Origin of the sequence: Tsukamurella sp. PLM1 (assembly GCF_023168325.1) — a bacterium.
Taxonomy (GTDB): domain Bacteria; phylum Actinomycetota; class Actinomycetes; order Mycobacteriales; family Mycobacteriaceae; genus Tsukamurella.
The window spans coordinates 2,639,133-2,659,451 of the sequence record NZ_AP025688.1 but is presented as its reverse complement, the minus strand read 5'-3'; the positions used below and the strand labels follow the sequence as shown (position 1 = coordinate 2,659,451).

Annotated in this window: 18 protein-coding genes and 5 pseudogenes; 19 read left to right on the top strand and 4 right to left on the bottom strand. The window is 71.9% G+C overall.

The features are described 5' to 3' along the window. Positions 1-21: 21 nt before the first annotated feature. From MTP03_RS13710 to nusB, 4 genes and pseudogenes are all read left to right on the top strand, one after another. Positions 22-558, top strand: coding sequence for a YceI family protein (locus MTP03_RS13710; RefSeq protein WP_248488757.1), 537 nt, complete (start codon positions 22-24; stop codon positions 556-558). Between the two features lie 46 nt (positions 559-604). After that, entirely contained in the window at positions 605-1,693 is a 1,089-nt protein-coding gene (locus tag MTP03_RS13705; protein WP_248488756.1) for a Xaa-Pro peptidase family protein, read from the top strand. Positions 1,694-1,708: 15 nt separating this feature from the next. Then, positions 1,709-2,269, top strand: a pseudogene (efp, locus tag MTP03_RS13700) (elongation factor P); the annotation flags it as partial. Continuing rightward, positions 2,261-2,770: a transcription antitermination factor NusB gene (nusB, locus tag MTP03_RS13695; protein WP_248492175.1), complete on the top strand. Its 510-nt coding sequence runs from the start codon at positions 2,261-2,263 to the stop codon at positions 2,768-2,770. The pseudogene efp and the gene nusB, both read left to right, overlap by 9 nt. A gap of 2 nt (positions 2,771-2,772) precedes the next feature. Here nusB and MTP03_RS22850 read toward each other — a convergent pair whose 3' ends face one another. The 3 genes and pseudogenes from MTP03_RS22850 to MTP03_RS13680 form a co-directional block, all read right to left on the bottom strand. Further along, positions 2,773-3,738, bottom strand: a complete 966-nt coding sequence (locus MTP03_RS22850; protein ID WP_371820973.1) for a GMC oxidoreductase — start codon at positions 3,736-3,738, stop codon at positions 2,773-2,775. 20 nt (positions 3,739-3,758) lie between these two features. Further along, positions 3,759-4,052, bottom strand: a pseudogene (locus MTP03_RS22845) (GMC family oxidoreductase N-terminal domain-containing protein); the annotation flags it as partial. A gap of 119 nt (positions 4,053-4,171) precedes the next feature. Then, positions 4,172-4,291, bottom strand: a pseudogene (locus tag MTP03_RS13680) (hypothetical protein); the annotation flags it as partial. Here MTP03_RS13680 and MTP03_RS22840 point away from each other — a divergent pair. From MTP03_RS22840 to MTP03_RS13610, 15 genes and pseudogenes are all read left to right on the top strand, one after another. Continuing rightward, positions 4,269-4,397 carry a hypothetical protein gene (locus tag MTP03_RS22840; protein WP_256465150.1) on the top strand — a complete coding sequence of 43 codons (129 nt, stop codon included), beginning with the start codon at positions 4,269-4,271 and terminating at the stop codon, positions 4,395-4,397. The pseudogene MTP03_RS13680 and the gene MTP03_RS22840 overlap by 23 nt on opposite strands. Beyond that, positions 4,367-4,570 carry a hypothetical protein gene (locus MTP03_RS13675; protein ID WP_248492365.1) on the top strand — a complete coding sequence of 68 codons (204 nt, stop codon included), beginning with the start codon at positions 4,367-4,369 and terminating at the stop codon, positions 4,568-4,570. Before MTP03_RS22840 ends, MTP03_RS13675 begins: the two co-directional genes overlap by 31 nt. Positions 4,571-4,846: 276 nt before the next feature. Further along, complete coding sequence (gene pyrR / locus MTP03_RS13670; protein ID WP_248488755.1) at positions 4,847-5,398, top strand: bifunctional pyr operon transcriptional regulator/uracil phosphoribosyltransferase PyrR; 552 nt, start codon at positions 4,847-4,849, stop codon at positions 5,396-5,398. Then, positions 5,395-6,405: an aspartate carbamoyltransferase catalytic subunit gene (locus MTP03_RS13665; protein WP_248488754.1), complete on the top strand. Its 1,011-nt coding sequence runs from the start codon at positions 5,395-5,397 to the stop codon at positions 6,403-6,405. Before pyrR ends, MTP03_RS13665 begins: the two co-directional genes overlap by 4 nt. Continuing rightward, positions 6,402-7,715, top strand: coding sequence for a dihydroorotase (locus MTP03_RS13660; RefSeq protein WP_248488753.1), 1,314 nt, complete (start codon positions 6,402-6,404; stop codon positions 7,713-7,715). The genes MTP03_RS13665 and MTP03_RS13660 overlap by 4 nt, the downstream gene beginning before the upstream one ends. Next, the gene (locus tag MTP03_RS13655) at positions 7,712-8,203 is read left to right on the top strand and encodes a transporter (protein WP_248488752.1); all 492 of its coding nucleotides are present in this window, start codon (positions 7,712-7,714) and stop codon (positions 8,201-8,203) included. Before MTP03_RS13660 ends, MTP03_RS13655 begins: the two co-directional genes overlap by 4 nt. Beyond that, positions 8,204-9,373 (top strand): glutamine-hydrolyzing carbamoyl-phosphate synthase small subunit, encoded by a 1,170-nt coding sequence (gene carA / locus MTP03_RS13650; protein WP_248488751.1) that lies wholly within the window; start codon positions 8,204-8,206, stop codon positions 9,371-9,373. Beyond that, on the top strand, positions 9,373-12,702 hold the full coding sequence (carB, locus tag MTP03_RS13645) for a carbamoyl-phosphate synthase large subunit (protein ID WP_248488750.1): 3,330 nt from the start codon (positions 9,373-9,375) through the stop codon (positions 12,700-12,702). Before carA ends, carB begins: the two co-directional genes overlap by 1 nt. Next, complete coding sequence (gene pyrF, locus MTP03_RS13640; protein ID WP_248488749.1) at positions 12,699-13,499, top strand: orotidine-5'-phosphate decarboxylase; 801 nt, start codon at positions 12,699-12,701, stop codon at positions 13,497-13,499. Before carB ends, pyrF begins: the two co-directional genes overlap by 4 nt. A 329-nt stretch (positions 13,500-13,828) precedes the next feature. Continuing rightward, positions 13,829-14,141, top strand: a pseudogene (gene mihF / locus MTP03_RS13635) (integration host factor, actinobacterial type). A 47-nt stretch (positions 14,142-14,188) separates the two neighbouring features. Continuing rightward, positions 14,189-14,746, top strand: coding sequence for a guanylate kinase (gene gmk / locus MTP03_RS13630; protein WP_248488748.1), 558 nt, complete (start codon positions 14,189-14,191; stop codon positions 14,744-14,746). A 49-nt stretch (positions 14,747-14,795) separates the two neighbouring features. Then, the gene (rpoZ, locus tag MTP03_RS13625; protein ID WP_248488747.1) at positions 14,796-15,071 is read left to right on the top strand and encodes a DNA-directed RNA polymerase subunit omega; all 276 of its coding nucleotides are present in this window, start codon (positions 14,796-14,798) and stop codon (positions 15,069-15,071) included. Positions 15,072-15,083: 12 nt separating this feature from the next. Beyond that, a complete protein-coding gene (gene coaBC / locus MTP03_RS13620) occupies positions 15,084-16,322 on the top strand; it encodes a bifunctional phosphopantothenoylcysteine decarboxylase/phosphopantothenate--cysteine ligase CoaBC (RefSeq protein ID WP_248488746.1) in 1,239 nt (412 codons plus the stop codon). 40 nt (positions 16,323-16,362) lie between these two features. Beyond that, positions 16,363-17,586 carry a methionine adenosyltransferase gene (metK, locus tag MTP03_RS13615; protein ID WP_248488745.1) on the top strand — a complete coding sequence of 408 codons (1,224 nt, stop codon included), beginning with the start codon at positions 16,363-16,365 and terminating at the stop codon, positions 17,584-17,586. Between the two features lie 17 nt (positions 17,587-17,603). Beyond that, positions 17,604-19,593 (top strand): annotated as a pseudogene (locus MTP03_RS13610) (primosomal protein N'). Here the strand turns inward: MTP03_RS13610 and MTP03_RS13605 are convergent. Further along, complete coding sequence (locus MTP03_RS13605; RefSeq protein ID WP_248488744.1) at positions 19,590-20,264, bottom strand: TetR/AcrR family transcriptional regulator; 675 nt, start codon at positions 20,262-20,264, stop codon at positions 19,590-19,592. The pseudogene MTP03_RS13610 and the gene MTP03_RS13605 overlap by 4 nt on opposite strands. Positions 20,265-20,319 lie beyond the last annotated feature (55 nt).

Sequence of the window (20,319 nt, the reverse complement as noted above, 5' to 3'; positions counted from 1 at the left end):
ACCGCCGGTACAGTCGGATTCGTGAGCGAGACCCGGACCATCGATCAGTCCAGCGGCGTGCTGGAGGTGCACACCGGCGTGGCCGGCCGGTCGGCCCGGCTGGGGCATCGGCTGGTGCTCGCGCCGGGCGCGTGGCGCACGGTCGTCGAGCTCGACGGTGACCGTCCGGTCGCGCTCACCGTCACCGTCGAGGCGGCCTCGCTCGAGGTGGTCTCCGGGGAGGGTGGCCTGACCCCGCTCAGTGCGCCGGAGCGCGCGGTCGCGACCGCCAACGCGCACCGCTCGCTCAAGGTCAAGAAGTTCCCGTCTATCGAGTTCCGCGCCGCCGAGATCGAGCCGTCCGACAACGGGTTCCGGGTGTGCGGCGAGCTCACGGTGTGCGGCGCTGCCCGGCCGTGCGAGTTCGCCCTGCTGTACGAGGAGGGCGAGCCCGCGCCGACGCTCGCCGCTGCGATTCCGGTGCGCCAGAAGGACTTTGGGATCAAGCCCTTCTCTTTGATGATGGGCACGCTGCAGGTGGCGGACGAGGTCACGGTGATCGCGCGCGCCACGGTCTGAGTCCGTCGCCCCGCGCCCCACCGCCGGGGCGCGCTACCGTGGCGGGATGCCGCAGACCACGACCGACCACGCTCGGCGCCGCGACACCCTCCGCGCCGCCCTCGCGAGCCATGACCCCGCGCTCGACGCCCTGCTCGTCACCAACCTCGACAACGTCCGGTACCTCGCGGGCTTCACCGGCTCCAACGGCGCGGTGCTGATCGCCGCGGACCCGGCCCGCGACGCCATCGCCACCGACGGCCGCTACCTCACCCAGGTGGCCGAGCAGTCGGGCGACCTGCGGGCGGTCATCGAGCGGGACGTGGCGAAGGCCCTGCTCGCCGAGCCGGGCGTCGCGGGCACCGTCGGGTTCGAGGCGACCGCGGTGAGCTACGCCGACCACGCCCGGCTCGCGCCGGAGGCGCACCTGGTCCCGACCACGCGACTCGTCGAGACGCTCCGCGAGGTGAAGGACGCCGGCGAGATCGAGCTGCTCCGGCGCGCCTGCGCCATCAGCGACCAGGCGCTCGCGGCGCTCGTCGACGAGGGGGCGATCCGGCCCGGCGCGACGGAGACGCAGGTCGCGCGGCGCCTGGAGAACCTCATGTACGAGCTCGGAGCGGAGGCGGTCGCGTTCGAGACCATCGTCGCCGCGGGCGCGAACTCGGCGATCCCGCACCACCGGCCCACCGACGCGGTGCTCGCCGCCGGCGACTTCGTCAAGATCGACTTCGGCGCTCGCTTCGGCGGCTACCACGCCGACGAGACCCGCACCTTCGTCCTCGGCGAGCCGGCCGCCTGGCAGCGCGAGATCTACGACGTAGTGCGCGCCGCGCAGGCGGCGGGGCGGGAGGCGCTGGTGCCGGGCCGCGACGTCCGCGAGATCGACGGTGCCGCCCGCGCGGTGATCGAGGCCGCGGGGTACGGCGAGCAGTTCCTGCACGGCCTCGGGCACGGGGTCGGGGTCGAGATCCACGAAGCGCCGACGCTGGGCAAACTCGGCAGCGGTACACTGTCCGACGGTGCTGTGGTCACCGTGGAGCCGGGTGTGTACCTCCCGGGTCGTGGTGGAGTCCGCATCGAGGACACCCTCGTGGTCCATCGCGACGGGCCGGAACTGCTGACGCGCACCACCAAAGACTTGATCGCACTCTAGGAGAATCGACACAACGTGGCATCGACTGCTGATTTCAAGAACGGCCTGGTCCTCAACCAGGAGGGCCAGCTCTGGCAGATCATCGAGTTCCAGCACGTGAAGCCGGGCAAGGGCCCCGCCTTCGTGCGCACGAAGCTCAAGAACGTGGTCTCCGGCAAGACGGTCGACAAGACCTTCAACGCCGGCGTGAAGGTGGACGTCGCCACGGTCGACCGCCGCGATTTCAGCTACCTGTACCACGACGGCACGGACTACGTGTTCATGGACGGCGAGACCTACGACCAGATCAACCTGGACGAGGCGAAGGTCGGCGACGGCGCCCGGTTCCTGCTGGAGAACATGCAGGTCCAGGTCTCGATGCACGAGGGCGAGGCGCTGTTCGTCGAGCTCCCGATCTCGGCCGAGTACGTGGTCTCGCACACCGACCCGGGCCTGCAGGGCGACCGCTCCACCGGCGGCACCAAGCCCGCCACGCTGGAGACCGGCGCCGAGATCAACGTTCCGCTGTTCATCAACACCGGCGACAAGCTCAAGGTCGACACCCGTGACGGCAGCTACCTGGGGCGCGTGAACTCTAAAGTGCCCGATCAGCCTGAATCCCGGCGCCCGAAGAAGTCGGGCGCCCGCCACCGGGCGCGTAAGCGCGCCGTCGACCTGCTGTTCGAGGCGGAGGCGCGCGATGTCACCGATCTCGACGGCCTGCTCGCGGAGCGCCGTGCGCTCGCGGCGGAGGACGCGGCGGTCGCGCCGGTCTCCGAGTACACCGCGCAGCTCGTCACGGGCGTGGGCGTCGATCGTGAGCAGCTCGACTCGGTGATCACCTCGCACCTGACCGGCTGGACGCTGGCGCGCCTGCCGGCGGTGGACCGTGCGATCCTGCGGATCGCCGTCTGGGAGCTGTTCAATGCGGCCGACGTGCCGCCGGCCGTGGTGGTCGACGAGGCCGTCGAGCTCGCGAAGGAGCTCTCGACGGACGATTCGCCGACGTACCTCAACGGCGTCCTCGGCAAGGTCGCGACGCTGGCTCCCCAGGTGCGGTCCGCGGCGGCCGCCCAACCGGCCGACCGGCGCGAGTAGCCCTAGCCCTTCAACCGGGCGGCCAGCGCGCGGGCGTTCCGCAGCGCCAGGGCCTGGACGGTGCCGATCGGGTGGACCCCGCACGCCGTCGGCAGCATCGACGCGTCCGCGATCACCACGTTGGGGGCGTCCCACAGGGCGCTCTCGGGATCCGTGACGCCGCGCCGCTGGGACGCCGCCATCCGGGCGGTGCTCATCGGCTCCGACGAGCCCAGCGCGATCTCGCCGACCCCGTATCCGACGGCGTGCGACCGGTCGAGGAACCCCTCGACCGGTTGTTCGCCCGGCACGTAGTCACCGCCGCGCTGCTGGCCGGTGAAGATCCGCCGCGCCCCGGCGGCCTCGAGGATCCGCACCGCGGTGTCGACGCCCGTGCGCAGGTGCGCGCGGTCGGCCTCCGCGAGGTCGTACCGCACCGACGGTTCGCCGGAGGCGTCCATCACGACCTCGCCCGCGCCGCGGTCGCGGAGCATGACCCGCACCATCGACAGATGGGGGAACTGCCGCATTACGTTGAGGTGCTCCACCGAGTTGCGCCACGGCACGAAGCTGGCGGCCAGCGCGGGCGTCAAGGGGATCGTCTCGTACAGCGCGCCGAATCCGGCGCCGTCGAGGTCGGCGTGGGCGTCGCTGTACCGCGCCGAGGCCGTCCCCTCCCACGGATTCACTGCCTCGCCGAAGAGGCCCAACGCGGTCGCGGTCGGGTGGAGGTGCAGGTGCTTGCCCACGTGCGCGCCGCCGATGTCCGACCGGGCGAGCAGCGCGGGCGTCTCGAAGCCGCCGGCGGCGACGACGACGGCGCTGCAGCGCACCGTCAGCCACGAGCCGCCCGACGTCCGCGCGATGACGGTGCGCGCCCGCCCGCCCTGCACCTCGATGGATCGGGCCTGGGCCCCGGTGACGATGCGGGCGCCGCGCTTCTCGGCGTCGCGGAGCCACGTGCGGCCCGCGTCCTGCCTGCCGGCGATCCGGCTGGCGGGCCCCAGCGCCCTTCGCCCGCGGCCGCCTCGCCGTCGTCGGCGAGGCCCACCGCACGCACCGGCAGCCCCAGCTCGGCGCAGCCCTTCTCGAGCAGCTCGTCGCGCAGCGACAGTGCGGTCGCGGCCTCGGTGACGCCACTGCGGTGCCACACCTCGTCGAGCGCGGCGTCGAGCGACGGCCCCGTGTCGATGCCGCGGTCCGCCCAGTCGGCGCGCACCTTCTCCGACGGCCGGAAGTACCCGCCGTGGGAGACCACGGTGCCGCCGCCGAGGCACCGCGCCGAGAGCAGGTACGACTGCGCGTTCTCGGTCCAGAACGGGCCGGGCGCGTAGAGCTGGGTGAGGTTGTCGAAGTCGGACTCGCCGGCGTCGGTGGGGAGACGTAATCGCCGCGCTCGAGGACCACCACGTCGAGCCCGGCCTCAGCCAGCGCCGCGGCCGCGACCGCCCCGCCCGAGCCGGAACCGACGACCACCACGTCGCACGCCGTCGTCGCGTCGACCTGGTACCGCGTCGGCGTGAGCGGGCGCAGCGCCCGCATCGCCCGCGCCCGGGGCTTCTTCATCGCCGGCTGCCGCGGGTATCCGATCGCGGCCATCAGCTCCGCGCCCGCACCGTGCTCGCCGTCGGCACCGCCCGCCGCGTAGTACGACAGCATGGCGATGTTGCGCAGGCGCTTGAACAGCATCCGCTTCTGCACGAACCGGGAGCGCGCGAGATCGATCAGGACCCGCTCGCGCTCGGGCGCGGCCAGGTCCGCGAACCGCTGTCCGCGGGTGCCCAGAACGGTGGCGCAGAACACCCGGTTGTCGAACAGTGACAGCGACTGCGAGAGCGTCACCCCGTCGCTGTCGCGGGGGCTGCGGTCGGCATAGGAAACGGCCAGGTCACCGGCGCCGAGGGCGCTCGCAGAGGGAACGGCCACGCCGTCGCCCGGGGCGAACGCGTCGACGATCGCGGAGAGCGTCTCGCGCTGCCTGGTCGACAATTCCATGTCCTGAACGTACTGGTATGCTTCGTGTCGCATCAAGGCATCCTTTAAGTCCGTCCCGAGAGGCGGAGCGAGCCGTCCGGAGAGGCGGAGAAGGAGGTCCACATGGCTCGAGAGCTCATGTCCGCGGCAGATGTCACCAGGACGGTGGCACGGATCGCGCATCAGATCATCGAGAAGACGGCCCTGGACACGCCGGCCGCGGGCGAGGAGGCGAACCCGCCCGTCGTCATCTTCGGCATTCCCACGCGCGGTGCGGTTCTCGCCGCCCGGCTGGCCGCCGACATCGAGGAGTTCTCCGGCGTGGCAGTCCCCGTCGGCCACCTCGACATCACCCTCTACCGCGACGATCTGCGGCACAAGCCGCACCGTCCCCTCGAGCGCACCACAGTCCCGCCCCAGGGCGTCGACGGTGCCCTCGTCATCCTCGTCGACGACGTCCTGTTCTCCGGCCGAACGGTGCGCGCCGCGCTCGATTCGCTCCGTGACATCGGCCGCCCGGCCGCGGTCCAGTTGGCGGTGCTGGTGGACCGGGGGCACCGGCAGCTGCCGATCCGCGCCGACTACGTGGGCAAGAACATCCCCACCTCGCGGCAGGAGGACGTCCAGGTGCGGCTGCGGGAGAAGGACGGCGAGGACGCGGTGGTGATCTCGTGACCAGGCACCTGCTCTCGGCGGGCGACCTGCCCCGGGACGAGGCCGAGGAGATCCTCGACGAGGCCGACCGGCTGCAGCAGGCGCTGCTGGGCCGCGAGGTCAAGAAGCTGCCCACCCTGCGCGGTCGCACCGTGATGACGGTGTTCTACGAGAACTCCACCCGCACCCGCGTCTCGTTCGAGGTGGCGGGCAAGTGGATGAGCGCGGACGTGATCAACGTCTCCGCGTCGGGCAGTTCGGTGGCCAAGGGCGAGTCGCTGCGCGACACCGCCCTCACGCTGCACGCCGCCGGCGCCGACGCGCTGATCGTGCGGCACCCCGCCTCCGGTGCGGCGCAACAGATCGCGGCGTGGACCAACTCCGCAGCGGCCCTCGACGGGCTGCCCGGCCCCGTCGTCATCAACGCCGGCGACGGGATGCACGAGCACCCGACCCAGGCCCTGCTCGACGCGCTCACACTGCGCCAGCGCCTTGGTGGCCTCGACGGCCGCAGAGTGGTGATCGTCGGCGACGTGCTGCACAGCCGGGTCGCGCGATCGAACGCGCTGCTGCTGTCCACGCTCGGCGCGGAGGTCGTGTTGGTCGCGCCCCGCACGCTGCTGCCGGTCGGCGTCGAGACCTGGCCGGTCACGGTCGCCGACTCGCTGGAGGCGGAACTGCCCGGCGCCGACGCGGTGATGATGCTCCGCGTGCAGGCCGAGCGGATGAACGGCGGCTTCTTCCCCAGCGAGCGCGAGTACTCGGTGCGCTACGGACTCAACCCACAGCGCGCCGCCCTGCTGCCCGACCACGCGGTGGTGTTGCACCCAGGACCGATGCTGCGGGGCATGGAGATCGGCTACTCCGTCGCCGATTCCGCGCAGGCCGCGATCCTGCAGCAGGTCAACAACGGCGTGCACGTCCGCATGGCGGTGCTCTTCCATCTTCTGGCCAAGGAAGGGGTGCGGAATGACGACCGCTCATCCCGGCACTGCCCACTACTCGCGGGATGGAGGATCCCCGAATGAGCCTGCTGCTCACCAACGTCCGTCCCTACGGCGAGGGCGATCCGGTGGACGTCGCGATCGCCGGCGGCGAGATCACCGCCATCGGACCATCTCTCGCGCCGGCCGACGGCGCGGAGGTCGTCGACGGCGGCGGCAGGGTCCTGTTGCCCGGCTTCGTCGACCTGCACACCCATCTGCGCGAGCCCGGTCGGGAGGACACCGAGACCATCGAGTCCGGTTCCGCCGCCGCCGCACTCGGCGGTTACACCGCGGTGTTCGCCATGGCCAACACCAGCCCCGTCGCCGACTCGGCGGTGGTCACCGACCACGTCCACCGTCGCGGCCAGGAGGTCGGCCTCGTCGACGTGCACCCCGTGGGTGCCGTCACCGTCGGCCTGAAGGGCGAGAAGCTCGCCGAGATGGGCATGATGGCCACCTCCGCGGGCCGGGTGCGGGTGTTCTCCGACGACGGTGTGTGCGTGGCGGATCCGCTGCTCATGCGCCGCGCGCTGGAGTACTCGGCCTCGCTCGGCGTGGTCATCGCGCAGCACGCGGAGGAGCCGCGGCTGACGAAGGGCGCCGTCGCGCACGAGGGCCCCGAGGCCGCGCGCCTGGGCCTCACCGGCTGGCCCCGCGCCGCCGAGGAGGCGATCGTCGCCCGCGACGCCCTGCTCGCCCGCGATGCCGGCGCCCGCGTGCACATCTGCCACGCGTCCACCGCGGGCACCGTCGAGCTGCTGAAGTGGGCCAAGACCCAGGGCATCGACATCACCGCCGAGGTCACGCCGCACCACCTGCTGCTCGACGATTCGCGCCTGCAGACCTACGACGCCGTGAATCGGGTGAACCCGCCCCTGCGCGAGGCTTCCGACGCGGCTGCGCTGCGGGCGGCGCTGCGGGACGGCGTGATCGACTGCGTGGCGACCGATCACGCGCCGCACGCGGAGCAGGACAAGTGCTGCGAGTTCGCCGCCGCCCGCCCCGGCATGCTGGGCCTGGAGACGGCGCTCGCCATCGTCGCGCAGGTCTGTGTCGAGACCGGCGACCTGAGCTGGCGCGACGTGGCGCGGGTGATGAGCGAGAAGCCCGCCAGGATCGCGCGCCTCGACGACCACGGCCGGCCGATCGACGTGGGCGAGCCGGCGAACCTGACGCTGATCGACCCGGACTTGGGGTGGACAGTGCGCGCCGACGAGCTCGCGAGCCGCTCGCGGAACACCCCGTTCGCGGAGCTGAGCTTCAAGGCCAAGCCGGTGCTCACGGTGCTGCGCGGTCGGATCACCGCCCGCGACGGTGCGGCCGCCGAACCGGGGCCGAGGGAGCGGGCGTGAGCGTCAGCGACTTCGCCACGCTCCTGCTGGTGCTGGTGGTGCTCGCCGGACTGTTCTCCCTGATGGCCCTGGGCTGGCGCCGCCGCGGGCAGCGGCAGGCCGCGTCGGTGGGCGAGATCCCGAGCACCCCCGAGCAGCTCAGCGAACTGGTCTTCGGGCCGGTGTCCGGCGTCTACGTCGGAAGCACCGTGGCGCCCCACTGGCAGGATCGGGTCGCGGTGGGGGACTGGGGGTACCGGGCCACCGTGAACCTGAGCCGCTACGCCGACGGCTACCTGATGGAGCGCGGGCGCGGCAACCCGATGTGGATCGCGGACGAGTACCTGGTGGAGGTCCGCCGCGCCTCCAAGCTGGCCGGAAAGGTGATGCCCGGTGACGGCCTTCTGGTGTTGCGCTGGGAACTGCCCACCGGCACCGTCGTGGACACGGGCTTCCGCGCCGACGACAAGACGACGTATCGAAAACTGATGGACGTGAGGGAAAGTTAGATGGCTGCCGACAACAAAGCACTCCTGGTTCTCGAAGACGGGACCGTGCACCGCGGGGTCGAGTTCGGCGCCGTCGGGCAGACCCTCGGCGAGGCCGTCTTCTGCACCGCGATGACGGGTTACCAGGAGACGCTCACCGACCCGTCGTACGCGCGGCAGATCGTGGTGGCGACCGCCCCGCAGATCGGCAACACCGGCTGGAACCGTGAAGACGGGGAGAGTCGCGCAGCCGCCGGGAGTGGAGCGAGCGGGCCGAATCAGGACAGTGGCACGATCTGGGTCGCCGGCTACGCCGTGCGCAACCCCACGCGCCGGGTGAGCAACTGGCGCGCCAGCGGCTCGCTCGACGCCGAGCTGGTGGACCAGGTGGTCGGCATCGCCGGCATCGACACCCGAGCCCTGGTGCGCCGCCTGCGTGACCACGGCTCCATGCGCGCCGGGGTGTTCTCCGGCGACGCCCTTGCTCCCGACGCCGAGCTCCTCGACCGGGTGCGGGAGCAGCCGTCGATGAAGGGGCAGAACCTGATCGGCGAGGTCTCGACCACCGCGTCATACACGATCGAGCCCGAGGGCGAGGCTCGCTTCACCGTGGTCGCCGTCGACCTCGGCATCAAGACCAACACCCCGCGCATGTTCGCCGAGCGCGGCATGCGGGTGCACGTGGTGCCCTCGACGATCACGCTCGACGAGGTGCGCTCCTTCAACCCGGACGGCTTCTTCCTCTCGAACGGCCCCGGCGACCCCGCCACGGCCGCGCACGAGGTGGAGCTGACCCGCGGCGTGCTGGACGCCGGCCTGCCGCTGTTCGGCATCTGCCTGGGCAACCAGTTGCTCGGCCGGGCCTTCGGCCTGGACACCTACAAGATGAAGTTCGGACACCGCGGCATCAACATCCCGGTAGTCGAGGACTCGACGGGCAGGATCTCGATCACAGCGCAGAACCACGGGTTCGCGCTCGAGGGCGAGCGCGGGCAGGAGTTCGGCACCGACTTCGGTCGCGCCCGCGTCAGCCACGTCTGCGCGAACGACGGCACCGTCGAGGGCGTCGAACTGCTGAGCGGCCGCGCCTTCTCCGTCCAGTACCACCCGGAGGCCGCGGCGGGACCGCACGACGCCGCCTACCTCTTCGACAAGTTCGCAAGCATCATGAGCACCACGGGAGAGAAGTAATGCCGCGCCGCACAGACATCCAGCACGTCCTGGTGATCGGCTCGGGTCCGATCGTGATCGGCCAGGCCTGTGAGTTCGACTACTCGGGCACCCAGGCCTGCCGCGTCCTGCGCGCCGAGGGACTGCGCGTCTCGCTGGTGAACTCGAACCCGGCCACGATCATGACCGACCCCGAGTTCGCCGACGCGACCTACATCGAACCCATCACCCCGGAGTACATCGAGAAGGTCATCGTCGCCGAGCGCGACAAGGGCTTCCCGATCGACGCCGTGCTGGCCACCCTCGGCGGCCAGACGGCGCTCAACGCGGCCGTCGGCCTGCACGAGCAGGGCATCCTCGACAAGTACGGCGTCCGCCTGATCGGCGCCGATTTCGACGCCATCCAGCGCGGCGAGGACCGTCAGATGTTCAAGGACATCGTCGCCAAGGTCGGCGGCGAGTCCGCCCGGTCCAAGGTCTGCTTCACCCTCGACGAGTGCAAGGAGACGGTCGCCGACCTCGGCTACCCCGTCGTCGTGCGGCCGTCGTTCACGATGGGCGGCCTCGGCTCCGGCATGGCCTACGACGAGGCCGACCTCGTCCGCATCGCGGGCGCCGGCCTGGCCGCCTCGCCGACCGCGAACGTGCTCATCGAGGAGTCGATCCTCGGCTGGAAGGAGTACGAGCTCGAGCTGATGCGCGACGGCCGCGACAACGTGGTGGTCGTCTGCTCGATCGAGAACGTCGACCCCGTCGGCGTGCACACCGGCGACTCGGTCACGGTGGCGCCGGCCATGACGCTCACCGACCGCGAGTACCAGATCATGCGCGACCAGTCGATCGCGATCCTCCGCGAGGTGGGCGTCGACACCGGCGGTTGCAACATCCAGTTCGCACAGGACCCGCGCGACGGCCGCCTGGTCACCATCGAGATGAACCCGCGCGTCTCGCGCTCCTCGGCGCTGGCGTCCAAGGCCACCGGCTTCCCGATCGCCAAGATCGCCGCGAAGCTCGCCGTGGGCTACACGCTCGACGAGATCCTCAACGACATCACGGGCGAGACCCCGGCGTGCTTCGAGCCGACGCTCGACTACGTCGTCGTCAAGGCCCCGCGGTTCGCCTTCGAGAAGTTCCCCGGCGCCGACGACACCCTCACCACCACCATGAAGTCGGTGGGCGAGGCCATGAGCCTGGGCCGCAGCTTCGCCGAGGCCTTCGGCAAGGTGATGCGCTCGCTGGAGACCAAGCGGCACGGTTTCTGGACCGGCGCGCCCGTTGAGGGGACCCTGGACGAACTCCTCGAGGAGATCAAGGTCCCCAAGGACGGCCGGTTCTACCTCATCGGCCGCGCCTTCGAGCTGGGCGCCACCGTCGAGCAGGTCTTCGACGCCACCGCGATCGATCCCTGGTTCCTCGAGGAGATCAAGGCCGTCGTCGACCTCGGCACGGACGTCCGCGACGCCGACCTGACCCCGGATCTGGTGCGGCTGGCCAAGACCCACGGCTTCTCCGACCTGCAGATCGCCGAGCTCCGGGGCGTGAGCGAGGACGAGATCCGCGCGTACCGGCACGAGCACGGCATCCGGCCCGTCTACAAGACGGTCGACACCTGCGCCGCCGAGTTCGAGGCGAAGACGCCGTACCACTACAGCAGCTACGAGGTCGACCCCGCGGCCACCAGCGAGGTGGCTCCGCAGACCGAGCGGCCCAAGGTGCTGATCCTGGGCTCGGGCCCGAACCGCATCGGCCAGGGCATCGAGTTCGACTACTCGTGCGTCCACGCCGCGCTGACGCTGAGCGAGGCCGGGTACGAGACCGTGATGATCAACTGCAATCCCGAGACGGTGTCCACCGACTACGACACCGCCGACCGGCTCTACTTCGAGCCGCTGACGTTCGAGGACGTCCTCGAGGTGTACCACTCGGAGCAGCGCTCCGGCGAGGGCGGCCCGGGCGTCGTCGGCGTCATCGTCCAGCTCGGCGGGCAGACGCCCCTCGGCCTCGCCGCGCGCCTCAAGGCGGCGGGCCTGCCCATCGTCGGCACCTCGCCCGAGGCGATCGACCTCGCCGAGGACCGCGGCGAGTTCGGCCGCGTGCTCACCGAGGCCGGCCTCCCGGCGCCCAAGTTCGGTACCGCCACCACGGCCGACGGTGCGCGGGACGTCGCGGCCGGCATCGGGTACCCGGTGCTCGTGCGCCCCTCGTACGTGCTCGGTGGCCGCGGCATGGAGATCGTCTACGACGAGCAGGCGCTCCTCGATTACATCTCCCGCGCCACGGAGCTCGCTCCGGACCGGCCGGTCCTCGTGGACCGGTTCCTGGAGGACGCCGTCGAGATCGATGTGGACGCGCTCTGCGACGCCACCGGCGAGGTGTTCATCGGCGGCATCATGGAGCACATCGAGGAGGCCGGGATCCACTCCGGCGACTCGGCCTGCACCCTGCCGCCCACCACCCTGGGGCGCGCCGACATCGACGCGGTGCGCGCCGCCACCGAGGCGCTGGCCCGCGGGATCGGCGTGCACGGCCTGATGAACGTGCAGTACGCGCTCAAGGACGACGTGCTCTACGTCCTCGAGGCCAACCCCCGCGCGTCGCGCACGGTGCCCTTCGTCTCGAAGGCCACCGCGGTCCAGCTGGCCAAGGCCTGTGCCCGGGTCATGCTCGGCCAGACCATCGCCGAGCTGCGGGAGCAGCAGATCCTGCCCGCCGAGGGCGACGGCTCGCGGATGCCGATCGACGCCCCGGTCTCGGTCAAGGAGGCGGTGCTGCCGTTCAACCGGTTCCGCCGCGCGGACGGCACCGGCGTCGATTCGCTGCTGTCGCCCGAGATGAAGTCCACCGGCGAGGTGATGGGCGTCGACCGCGACTTCGGTACCGCCTTCGCCAAGTCGCAGACCGCGATCAGCGGCTCGCTGCCGGCCACGGGCAACGTCTTCGTCTCCGTGGCGAACAAGGACAAGCGCGCTCTGATCTTCCCGGTCAAGCGGCTGGCGGACCTCGGCTTCACCATCCTCGCGACCGAGGGCACCGCGGACGTGCTGCGTCGCAACGGGGTCCAGGTGCAGACCGTGCTCAAGCACTCGGACGTCATCCCCGAGGGCGAGCAGTCGATCGTCGAGAAGATCAAGGCCGGCGAGGTGGGCCTGATCATCAACACGCCGTACGGCAACGCCGGACCCCGCGTGGACGGCTACGAGATCCGCACCGCCGCGGTGCAGGCCTCCGTGCCGTGCGTGACCACGGTGCAGGGCGCCTCCGCGGCCGTCCAGGGCATCGAGGCGGCGCTGCGCGGCGGCATCGGGGTCAAGAGCCTGCAGGACATGCACGCCGCCCTGGTGAACCTGTGACGTTCGCGCAGCGGGTCGCCGCGGCGGTGGCGGACCGCGGGCGGTTGGTGGTGGGGATCGACCCGCACCCGCCGCTGCTCGCGGCGTGGGGGCTGTCCGACGACGCCGCAGGCGTGCGCGAGTTCGGCCTGCGCTGCGCCGAGGCCTTCGCGGGCGAGGTCGGCTTCGTCAAGCCGCAGGTCGCCTTCTTCGAGCAGTTCGGCGCCGCCGGGATGCTCGCACTCGAGGAGGTGATCGCGGCGTGCCGGGAGGCCGGCACCGTCGTGATCGCCGACGCCAAGCGCGGCGACATCGGCTCCACCATGGCCGGTTACGCGCGGGCCTGGCTCGGCGACTCGCCCCTGGCGGCCGACGCCGTCACGCTCTCGCCGTACCTCGGCTACGGCTCCCTCGCACCCGCGGTCGACGCCGCCCGGGCGGCCGGCCGGGGCGTGTTCGTGCTCGCGCGCACGTCGAATCCCGAGGGCGCGCAGGTGCAGGCCGACGGTGTCGGGCAACGCATCGTCGACGCCGCGCGCGCCGACAACGCGGACGGGACGGGCACCGTCGGGCTGGTAGTGGGTGCCACCCGCGAACATGGTCTTGACCTGGACGGGCTGGGTGGGCCCGTCCTGGCGCCCGGCCTGGGCGCGCAGGGAGCGACGCCCGCGGACGTGGCGACGATCTTCGGCGCCGGGGGCACCGTGCTGCCCAGCTCGTCGCGGCAGGTGCTGTCGGCGGGCCCGACGGTGCCGTCCCTGCGCGCCGCCGCGCGCGCCGTCCGGGACGAGGTCGAGGGCGCCCTCGGCGGTCGTTGACCAGCGCGTCCGCCGCTGGCGACACGCCCGACACGCGCGGAGGCCCGTGTGACTTGCGACTATCGCCGCAGGTCACATGAGTTTCACCTGTCACACGCCGAGTGGCGCGAGAACTCGCAGGTGGGGGACTGAAACCGTTGTGGGGCAACATTTCTCGATTGCAAGCTGAGGCGGTGTGCAGGGGCTGGGCAGGGGCCTGCTCCGATACCTACATCACCGCCAAACCGCAGGTGAGAGGGGGTGGGGTTCCCACGAGGAGCGAAACGTGGGTACCGTCGCTTCAGTCGCAAGTTTGCGGCAGGACCAAGTACATCGAAGACGGAGGAATCGTGGCCCTTCCCCAGTTGACCGACGAGCAGCGCGCTGCTGCTCTGGAGAAGGCAGCTGCCGCTCGCCGCGCACGCGCCGAGCTGAAGAACCGGCTGAAGAGCGGCGGCACCACCCTGCAGCAGGTGCTGAAGGACGCGGAGACCGATGAGGTGCTCGGCAAGATGAAGGTCTCGGCTCTGCTCGAGGCCCTGCCCAAGGTGGGCAAGGTCAAGGCGCAGGAGCTCATGACCGAACTGGAGATCGCCCCACCCGCCGCGTGCGCGGCCTGGCGACCGGCAGCGCAAGGCGCTGCTCGAGAAGTTCTCCGCCTGACACACCACGTGTCCGGAGTAGTTCCCGCGGGCCGGAGGGGCCGACTGGTGGTACTGGTCGGCCCCTCCGCCGTTGGTAAGTCATCGGTGGTCGGCAGGCTCCGCAGCGAGGTGCCCGACCTGTTCTTCTCGGTCTCCGCCACGACGCGCGATCCGCGCCCCGGCGAGGTGGACGGCCGGGACTACCATTTCGTCGGCGATCAGGGCTTCGACCGCCTCATCGCCGACGGCGACCTGCTCGAGTGGGCGGAGATCCACGGCGGGCTACAGCGGTCGGGGACGCCCGCGCGGCCTGTGTACGAGGCGCTCGACGCCGGGCGGCCCGTGCTCGTCGAGGTGGACCTCGCCGGCGCGGCCAGCGTCAAGGCGGCACTGCCGGAGGCGTTGACGGTGTTCCTGAGCCCGCCCACCTGGGAGGAACTCGAACGCCGGCTGCGTGGTCGTGGCACCGAGAGTGCCGAGAAGATCGAGCGCAGGCTCGAGACCGCGCGAGCCGAAATGGCGACCCGGGACTCGTACGACGCGGTCGTCGTGAACGACGACTTGGACCGGGCCGTGGCCGAGTTGGTATCCTTACTGGTCGGCCCCGTCGCGCCACGCGCGTAGACTGGGTCGCACTAGCGAACTTTTGATGATCGTCTGACGTAGGAGACGCGTGAGCACCACCACCACTGAGGCCGTGTACGACCAGCCGCTCGGCATCACGAACCCGCCGATCGACGAACTGCTCGAGCGCACCTCGTCGAAGTACGCGCTCGTGATCTACGCGGCCAAGCGTGCCCGCCAGATCAACGACTACTACAACAGCCTGTCCGACGGCATCCTCGAGTACGTCGGCCCGCTCGTCGAGCCGGGCCTGCACGAGAAGCCGCTGTCGATCGCGATGCGCGAGATCCACGAGGATCTCCTGGAGCACACCGAGGGCGAGTGAGCTGACGCGCCCATGATCATCGTCGGTGTCGGCGGCGGCATCGCCGCCTACAAGGCGTGCGCCCTGGTCCGGCACTTCACCGAACGTGGGCACGAGGTGCGGGTGATCCCCACCGAATCGGCGCTCAAGTTCGTGGGTGCCGCCACCTTCGAGGCGCTGTCGGGAAACCCCGTCCAGACGGGGGTCTTCGAGTCGATCCCCGAGGTGCCGCACGTGCGCCTCGGTCAGTCGGCCGACCTCGTCGTGATCGCTCCGGCGACCGCCGACCTGATGGCCCGGGCCGCACAGGGCCGGGCGGATGACCTCCTGACCGGGACGCTGCTCACGGCGCGCTGCCCCGTGGTGTTCGCGCCGGCGATGCACACCGAGATGTGGGAGCACCCCGCCACCCGCGCCAACGTCGCGACGCTGCGTGAACGCGGCGCGGTGGTCATCGAGCCGGCGTCGGGCCGCCTCACCGGCAAGGACACGGGCGCGGGCCGCCTGCCGGAGCCCGATGAGATCGGCGCCCTCGCCGATCTGCTGCTGGAGCACCCGGGCGCCCTGAACCGCGACCTCGAGGGCCGCAAGGTCGTCGTCTCGGCGGGCGGCACCAAGGAGGCGCTCGACCCCGTCCGCTACCTCACCAACCGGAGCTCGGGGAAGCAGGGCTACGCCCTGGCCCGGATCGCCGCGCAGCGGGGCGCGCGGGTCACCCTGGTCGCCGGCAACACGGTCGGGTTGTCCGAGCCACCGGCGGTCGACGTGGTGCGCATCGCGTCCGCGCTCGACCTGCAGGCGGCGATGACCGAGCACGCGGCGGATGCTGACCTCGTGATCATGGCGGCGGCGGTCGCCGATTACCGTCCGGCCGAGGTCGCCGCGACGAAGCTCAAGAAGGGCGCCGACGGCACCAGTGCCGCGCTGGAGACGATCACGATGATCGAAAACCCCGATGTACTCGCCGGCCTGGTGGCGGCCCGCCGCGACGGCGGGCTGCGGCAGGGCTCGGTGATCGTCGGGTTCGCGGCCGAGACCGGCGACGCCGACGGTTCCGTGCTCGACTACGGCCGGGCCAAGCTGCGGCGCAAGGGCTGCGACCTCCTGGTGCTCAACGCGGTCGGCGACGGTCGTGCGTTCGAGGTCGACGAGAACTCGGGCTGGCTGCTCGGCGCGGACGGGAACGAGACCGCGCTGCCACTGGGTTCGAAGTCCGTCATGGCCGCGCGCATACTGGACGCGGCTGTCGCGCAGGTGCGCGCGGCCCGCTAGATTATTGAATCGCAAACGAAGTCGAGAGGACGTCCGAAACGTGGTTGCCGGATTCGCCAATTCCGCCCATCGCCTGTTCACCAGCGAGTCGGTCACCGAGGGACACCCCGATAAGATCTGCGACGCGATCTCCGACTCGGTGCTCGACGCGCTGCTCGCGGAGGATCCGACCTCGCGCGTCGCGGTCGAGACGCTCGTCACGACCGGCCAGGTGCACGTCGCGGGCGAGGTGACCACCTCGGCGTACGCCGACATCCCGCACATCGTGCGCGACAAGGTGCTGGAGATCGGCTACGACAGTTCCGCCAAGGGCTTCGACGGAAACTCCTGCGGCGTGAACATCGCGATCGGCGCGCAGAGCCCCGAGATCGCGCAGGGCGTGGACCGGGCCTACGAGCACCGAGTCGACGGCGGCGAGGACGAGATCGACGCCCAGGGTGCGGGCGACCAGGGCCTGATGTTCGGGTACGCCTGCTCGGACACCCCGGAGCTCATGCCGCTGCCGATCTCGCTGGCGCACCGGCTCTCCCGTCGGCTCACCGAGGTCCGCAAGAACGGCACGTTGCCGTACCTGCGCCCCGACGGCAAGACCCAGGTCACCATCGAGTACGCCGGTGAGCAGCCGGTCCGCCTGGACACGGTGGTCATCTCGAGCCAGCACGCGGCGGACATCGACATCGACGGCATGCTGACCCCGGACCTGCGCGAGCACGTGCTCGGCGCGGTGATCGCCGACCTGAACCTGCCCAGCCTGGACACGTCCGAGGTGCGGCTGCTCGTGAACCCCACCGGCAAGTTCGTGCTCGGCGGCCCGATGGGTGATGCGGGGCTGACCGGCCGCAAGATCATCGTCGACACCTACGGCGGCATGGCCCGCCACGGCGGCGGCGCCTTCTCCGGCAAGGACCCGTCGAAGGTGGACCGCTCCGCCGCCTACGCGATGCGCTGGGTCGCCAAGAACGCCGTCGCCGCGGAGCTGGCCGAGCGGATCGAGGTGCAGGTGGCGTACGCCATCGGCAAGGCCGCACCGGTCGGCCTGTTCGTGGAGACGTTCGGCACCGAGAAGATCGACCCCGCGAAGATCCAGCAGGCGATCACCGAGGTGTTCGACCTGCGGCCGCGCGCGATCATCAACGACCTGGACCTGCTGCGGCCGATCTACGCACCGACCGCCGCGTACGGTCACTTCGGTCGCACCGATATCGACCTGCCGTGGGAGCACACCGACCGGGTGGACGCGCTCCGCGCCGCGGCGGGCCTCTGACACCGGTCACCACCGGCGTGGCCGGTCCCGGCCCCGCCGAGGCGGCACAGGCCGCCGTCGAACTCCCGATCGCCCGGGTGCTGCCCCTGCTCCAGGTCAGCCACCTCGACCGGGAGTTCGACTATCTGGTGCCCCCGGACCTCGATGCGGCGGCGCAGCCCGGCGTGCGGGTGCGCATCCGGTTCTCGGGGCGGCTCGTCGACGGCTACCTCCTCGAACGGCTCCCGCGGACCGACCACGAGGGACGCCTCGCGCGGCTCGATCGGGTCGTCTCACCGCTACCCGTCCTGACGGGGCCCGTACTCGCGCTCGTGACGGAGGTCGCCGCACGGTATGCGGGCACCCGCGCCGACGTGCTCCGGCTGGCGATACCGCCCCGGCACGCCCGGGTCGAGAAGACGGTGCTCGAACAGGACCCGCCGGAACCGGCGCGCCCGGAGGCACCGTCGGACCCGCTGGGTGAGTACACGCACGGCCCCCAGTTCGCGGCGGCCGCGGTCGCGGGGCGCGCGCCCCGCGCCGCCTGGCAGGCGCTGCCGGGTGAGGACTGGGCGGCCCGACTCGCCGAGCTCGCCGCCACCGTCGTCGCGGCCGGCCGCACGGTGCTGCTCATCGTGCCGGACCAGGCGGACCTGGACCGCCTCGCGGCGGCCTGCGCGGACCTCGCCCCAGCGGTGCTCGCCGCGGGACTGGGGCCCTCGGCACGGTACCGGCGGTGGCTGCTCGCGCGCCTCGGCCGCGCGCGGGTCGTGATCGGCACGCGCAGCGCCGCGTTCGCGCCCTTGCCGGACCTGGGACTCGTCGCGCTGTGGGACGACGGCGACGAGTCGCTGGTCGAGCCGCGCGCGCCGTATCCGCACACGCGCGAGGTGCTGGCGCTGCGGGCGTACCAGGAGTCCGCGGCGCTCGTCATCGGCGGTTTCGCGCGGACGCCCGAGGCGCAGGCGCTCGTGGACGCGGGTTGGGTCGCGGAGATCGTGGCGCCCCGTGCGCTCGTGCGGCAGCGTTCGCCGCACATCGCCGGGGTGGCGGACTCCGACATCGCCCTCGCCCGGGACCCGCTGGCCCGATCGGCGCGGTTGCCGGCCGCCGCGTTCGCGGCCGCCCGCGCCGCGCTCGACGCCGACCGGCCGGTGCTGGTTCAGGTGCCGCGCCGGGGGTACGCCCCGGCGCTGTCGTGCGAGCGGTGCCGCACCCCGCGCGTTGCCGGCGGTGCCACGGGCCGCTCGAGCAGGCCGCCGGCGGGGTCCTGCGCTGCCGGTGGTGCGATCACGCCGACGGGGGTACCGCTGTCCCGCGTGCGGCGGGACCGCGATGCGCGCCGTGATCGTCGGGGCGAGCCGCACCGCGGAGGAGCTGGGGCGGGCGTTCCCGGGGGCGGCCGTCACGATGTCGGGGGGCGAGTCGGTGCTCGCGGAGGCGCCGGCCGGCAAGCGGCTGGTGGTGGCCACGCCCGGTGCGGAGCCGGTGGTGCCCGGCGGCTACGGCGCCGCGCTGCTGCTCGACGGCTGGCTGCTGCTCGGCCGCGCCGACCTGCGGGCGGGGGAGGAGACCCTGCGCCGCTGGATGAACGCGACGGCGCTCGTCGCGCCGGACGGCACAGTGGTGTGCGGCGCCGACGCGGGCATCCCCGCGGTGCAGGCGCTGATCCGCTGGGACGCGGCCGGATTCGCGGCCTCCGAGCTCGCCGAACGGGCCGAGGTCGGCTTCCCGCCCGCGACCCACCTCGCGGCGCTCGACGGTGCCGAGCGGGACATCGTCGCGGTCGCGGAGGCCGCGGAGCTGCCCGCCGGGGCGGAGGTGCTCGGCCCCGTCGACCTGCCGCCCGGCGTCCGGGTGCCGGGCGCGCCCGACGACGGTCCGCCGCCGCAGCGGCTGCTGGTGCGCGTCGCGCGGAGGGAGGGCCGGTCGCTCGCCCGCGCGCTGTTCGTGGCGCAGGTGGGGCGCAGCCTGCGCCGCGAGGGCGATCCCGTGCGGATCCAGATCGACCCGCTGCGGATCGGCTAGCCGCGGGGCAGCCGCGCCGACACGGCGTCGATCGACAGCCGGATCATGTACTCGAACTCGGCGTCGGCGTCGAACCGGGCGAGATCGCCGGCGACCGCCTCGACCGCGGGGAGGCCGCACCCCGCGAGAACCGTGCGCCGGCGCTCGATCGCCGCGGCGTCCGTGACGCCGAACGTGGGCGCCGCGTCCACCTCGCGCAGCAGGGTGCCGACGAGGGTGGACAGGAGGGACCGGAGCAGGTGGACCGCCTCGACCGGGGCGAAACCCGCCCCCAACAGCACGTCGAGGATCGACTGCGTCGGCCGCAGCGCCGCGAGGGACTGCACCTGGCGGGTGAGGACGAGCTCGGCGGCGCGCGGATGCGCGAGCGCCGCGTCACGGAACGCGTGCGCGATCGCCGTGAGATCGCCGGGCAGATCGCCGGTGGGCACGTGGACGACGATCGACGACAGGATCGCCTCAGCGATTGCGTCGAGCAGGTCCTCCTTGTCGCGCACGTGGTTGTACAGGCTCTTCGGGTCCACGCCGAGATGCTTGGCGACGGACCGCATGCTCACGTCCGAGATCCCGTGCTCGTCGATCTGCGCGAGGGCCGCAGTCACGATCGCGGCGCGCGTCAGCCGCGGCGCGCCCAGAGCGGGACGCCCGCGCCGGCGCGCCGGGGAGCTCATGAACCCCATTGTCCCCTATTTTCGACACCCCGAAATATCCACATCGTGGGTAAAA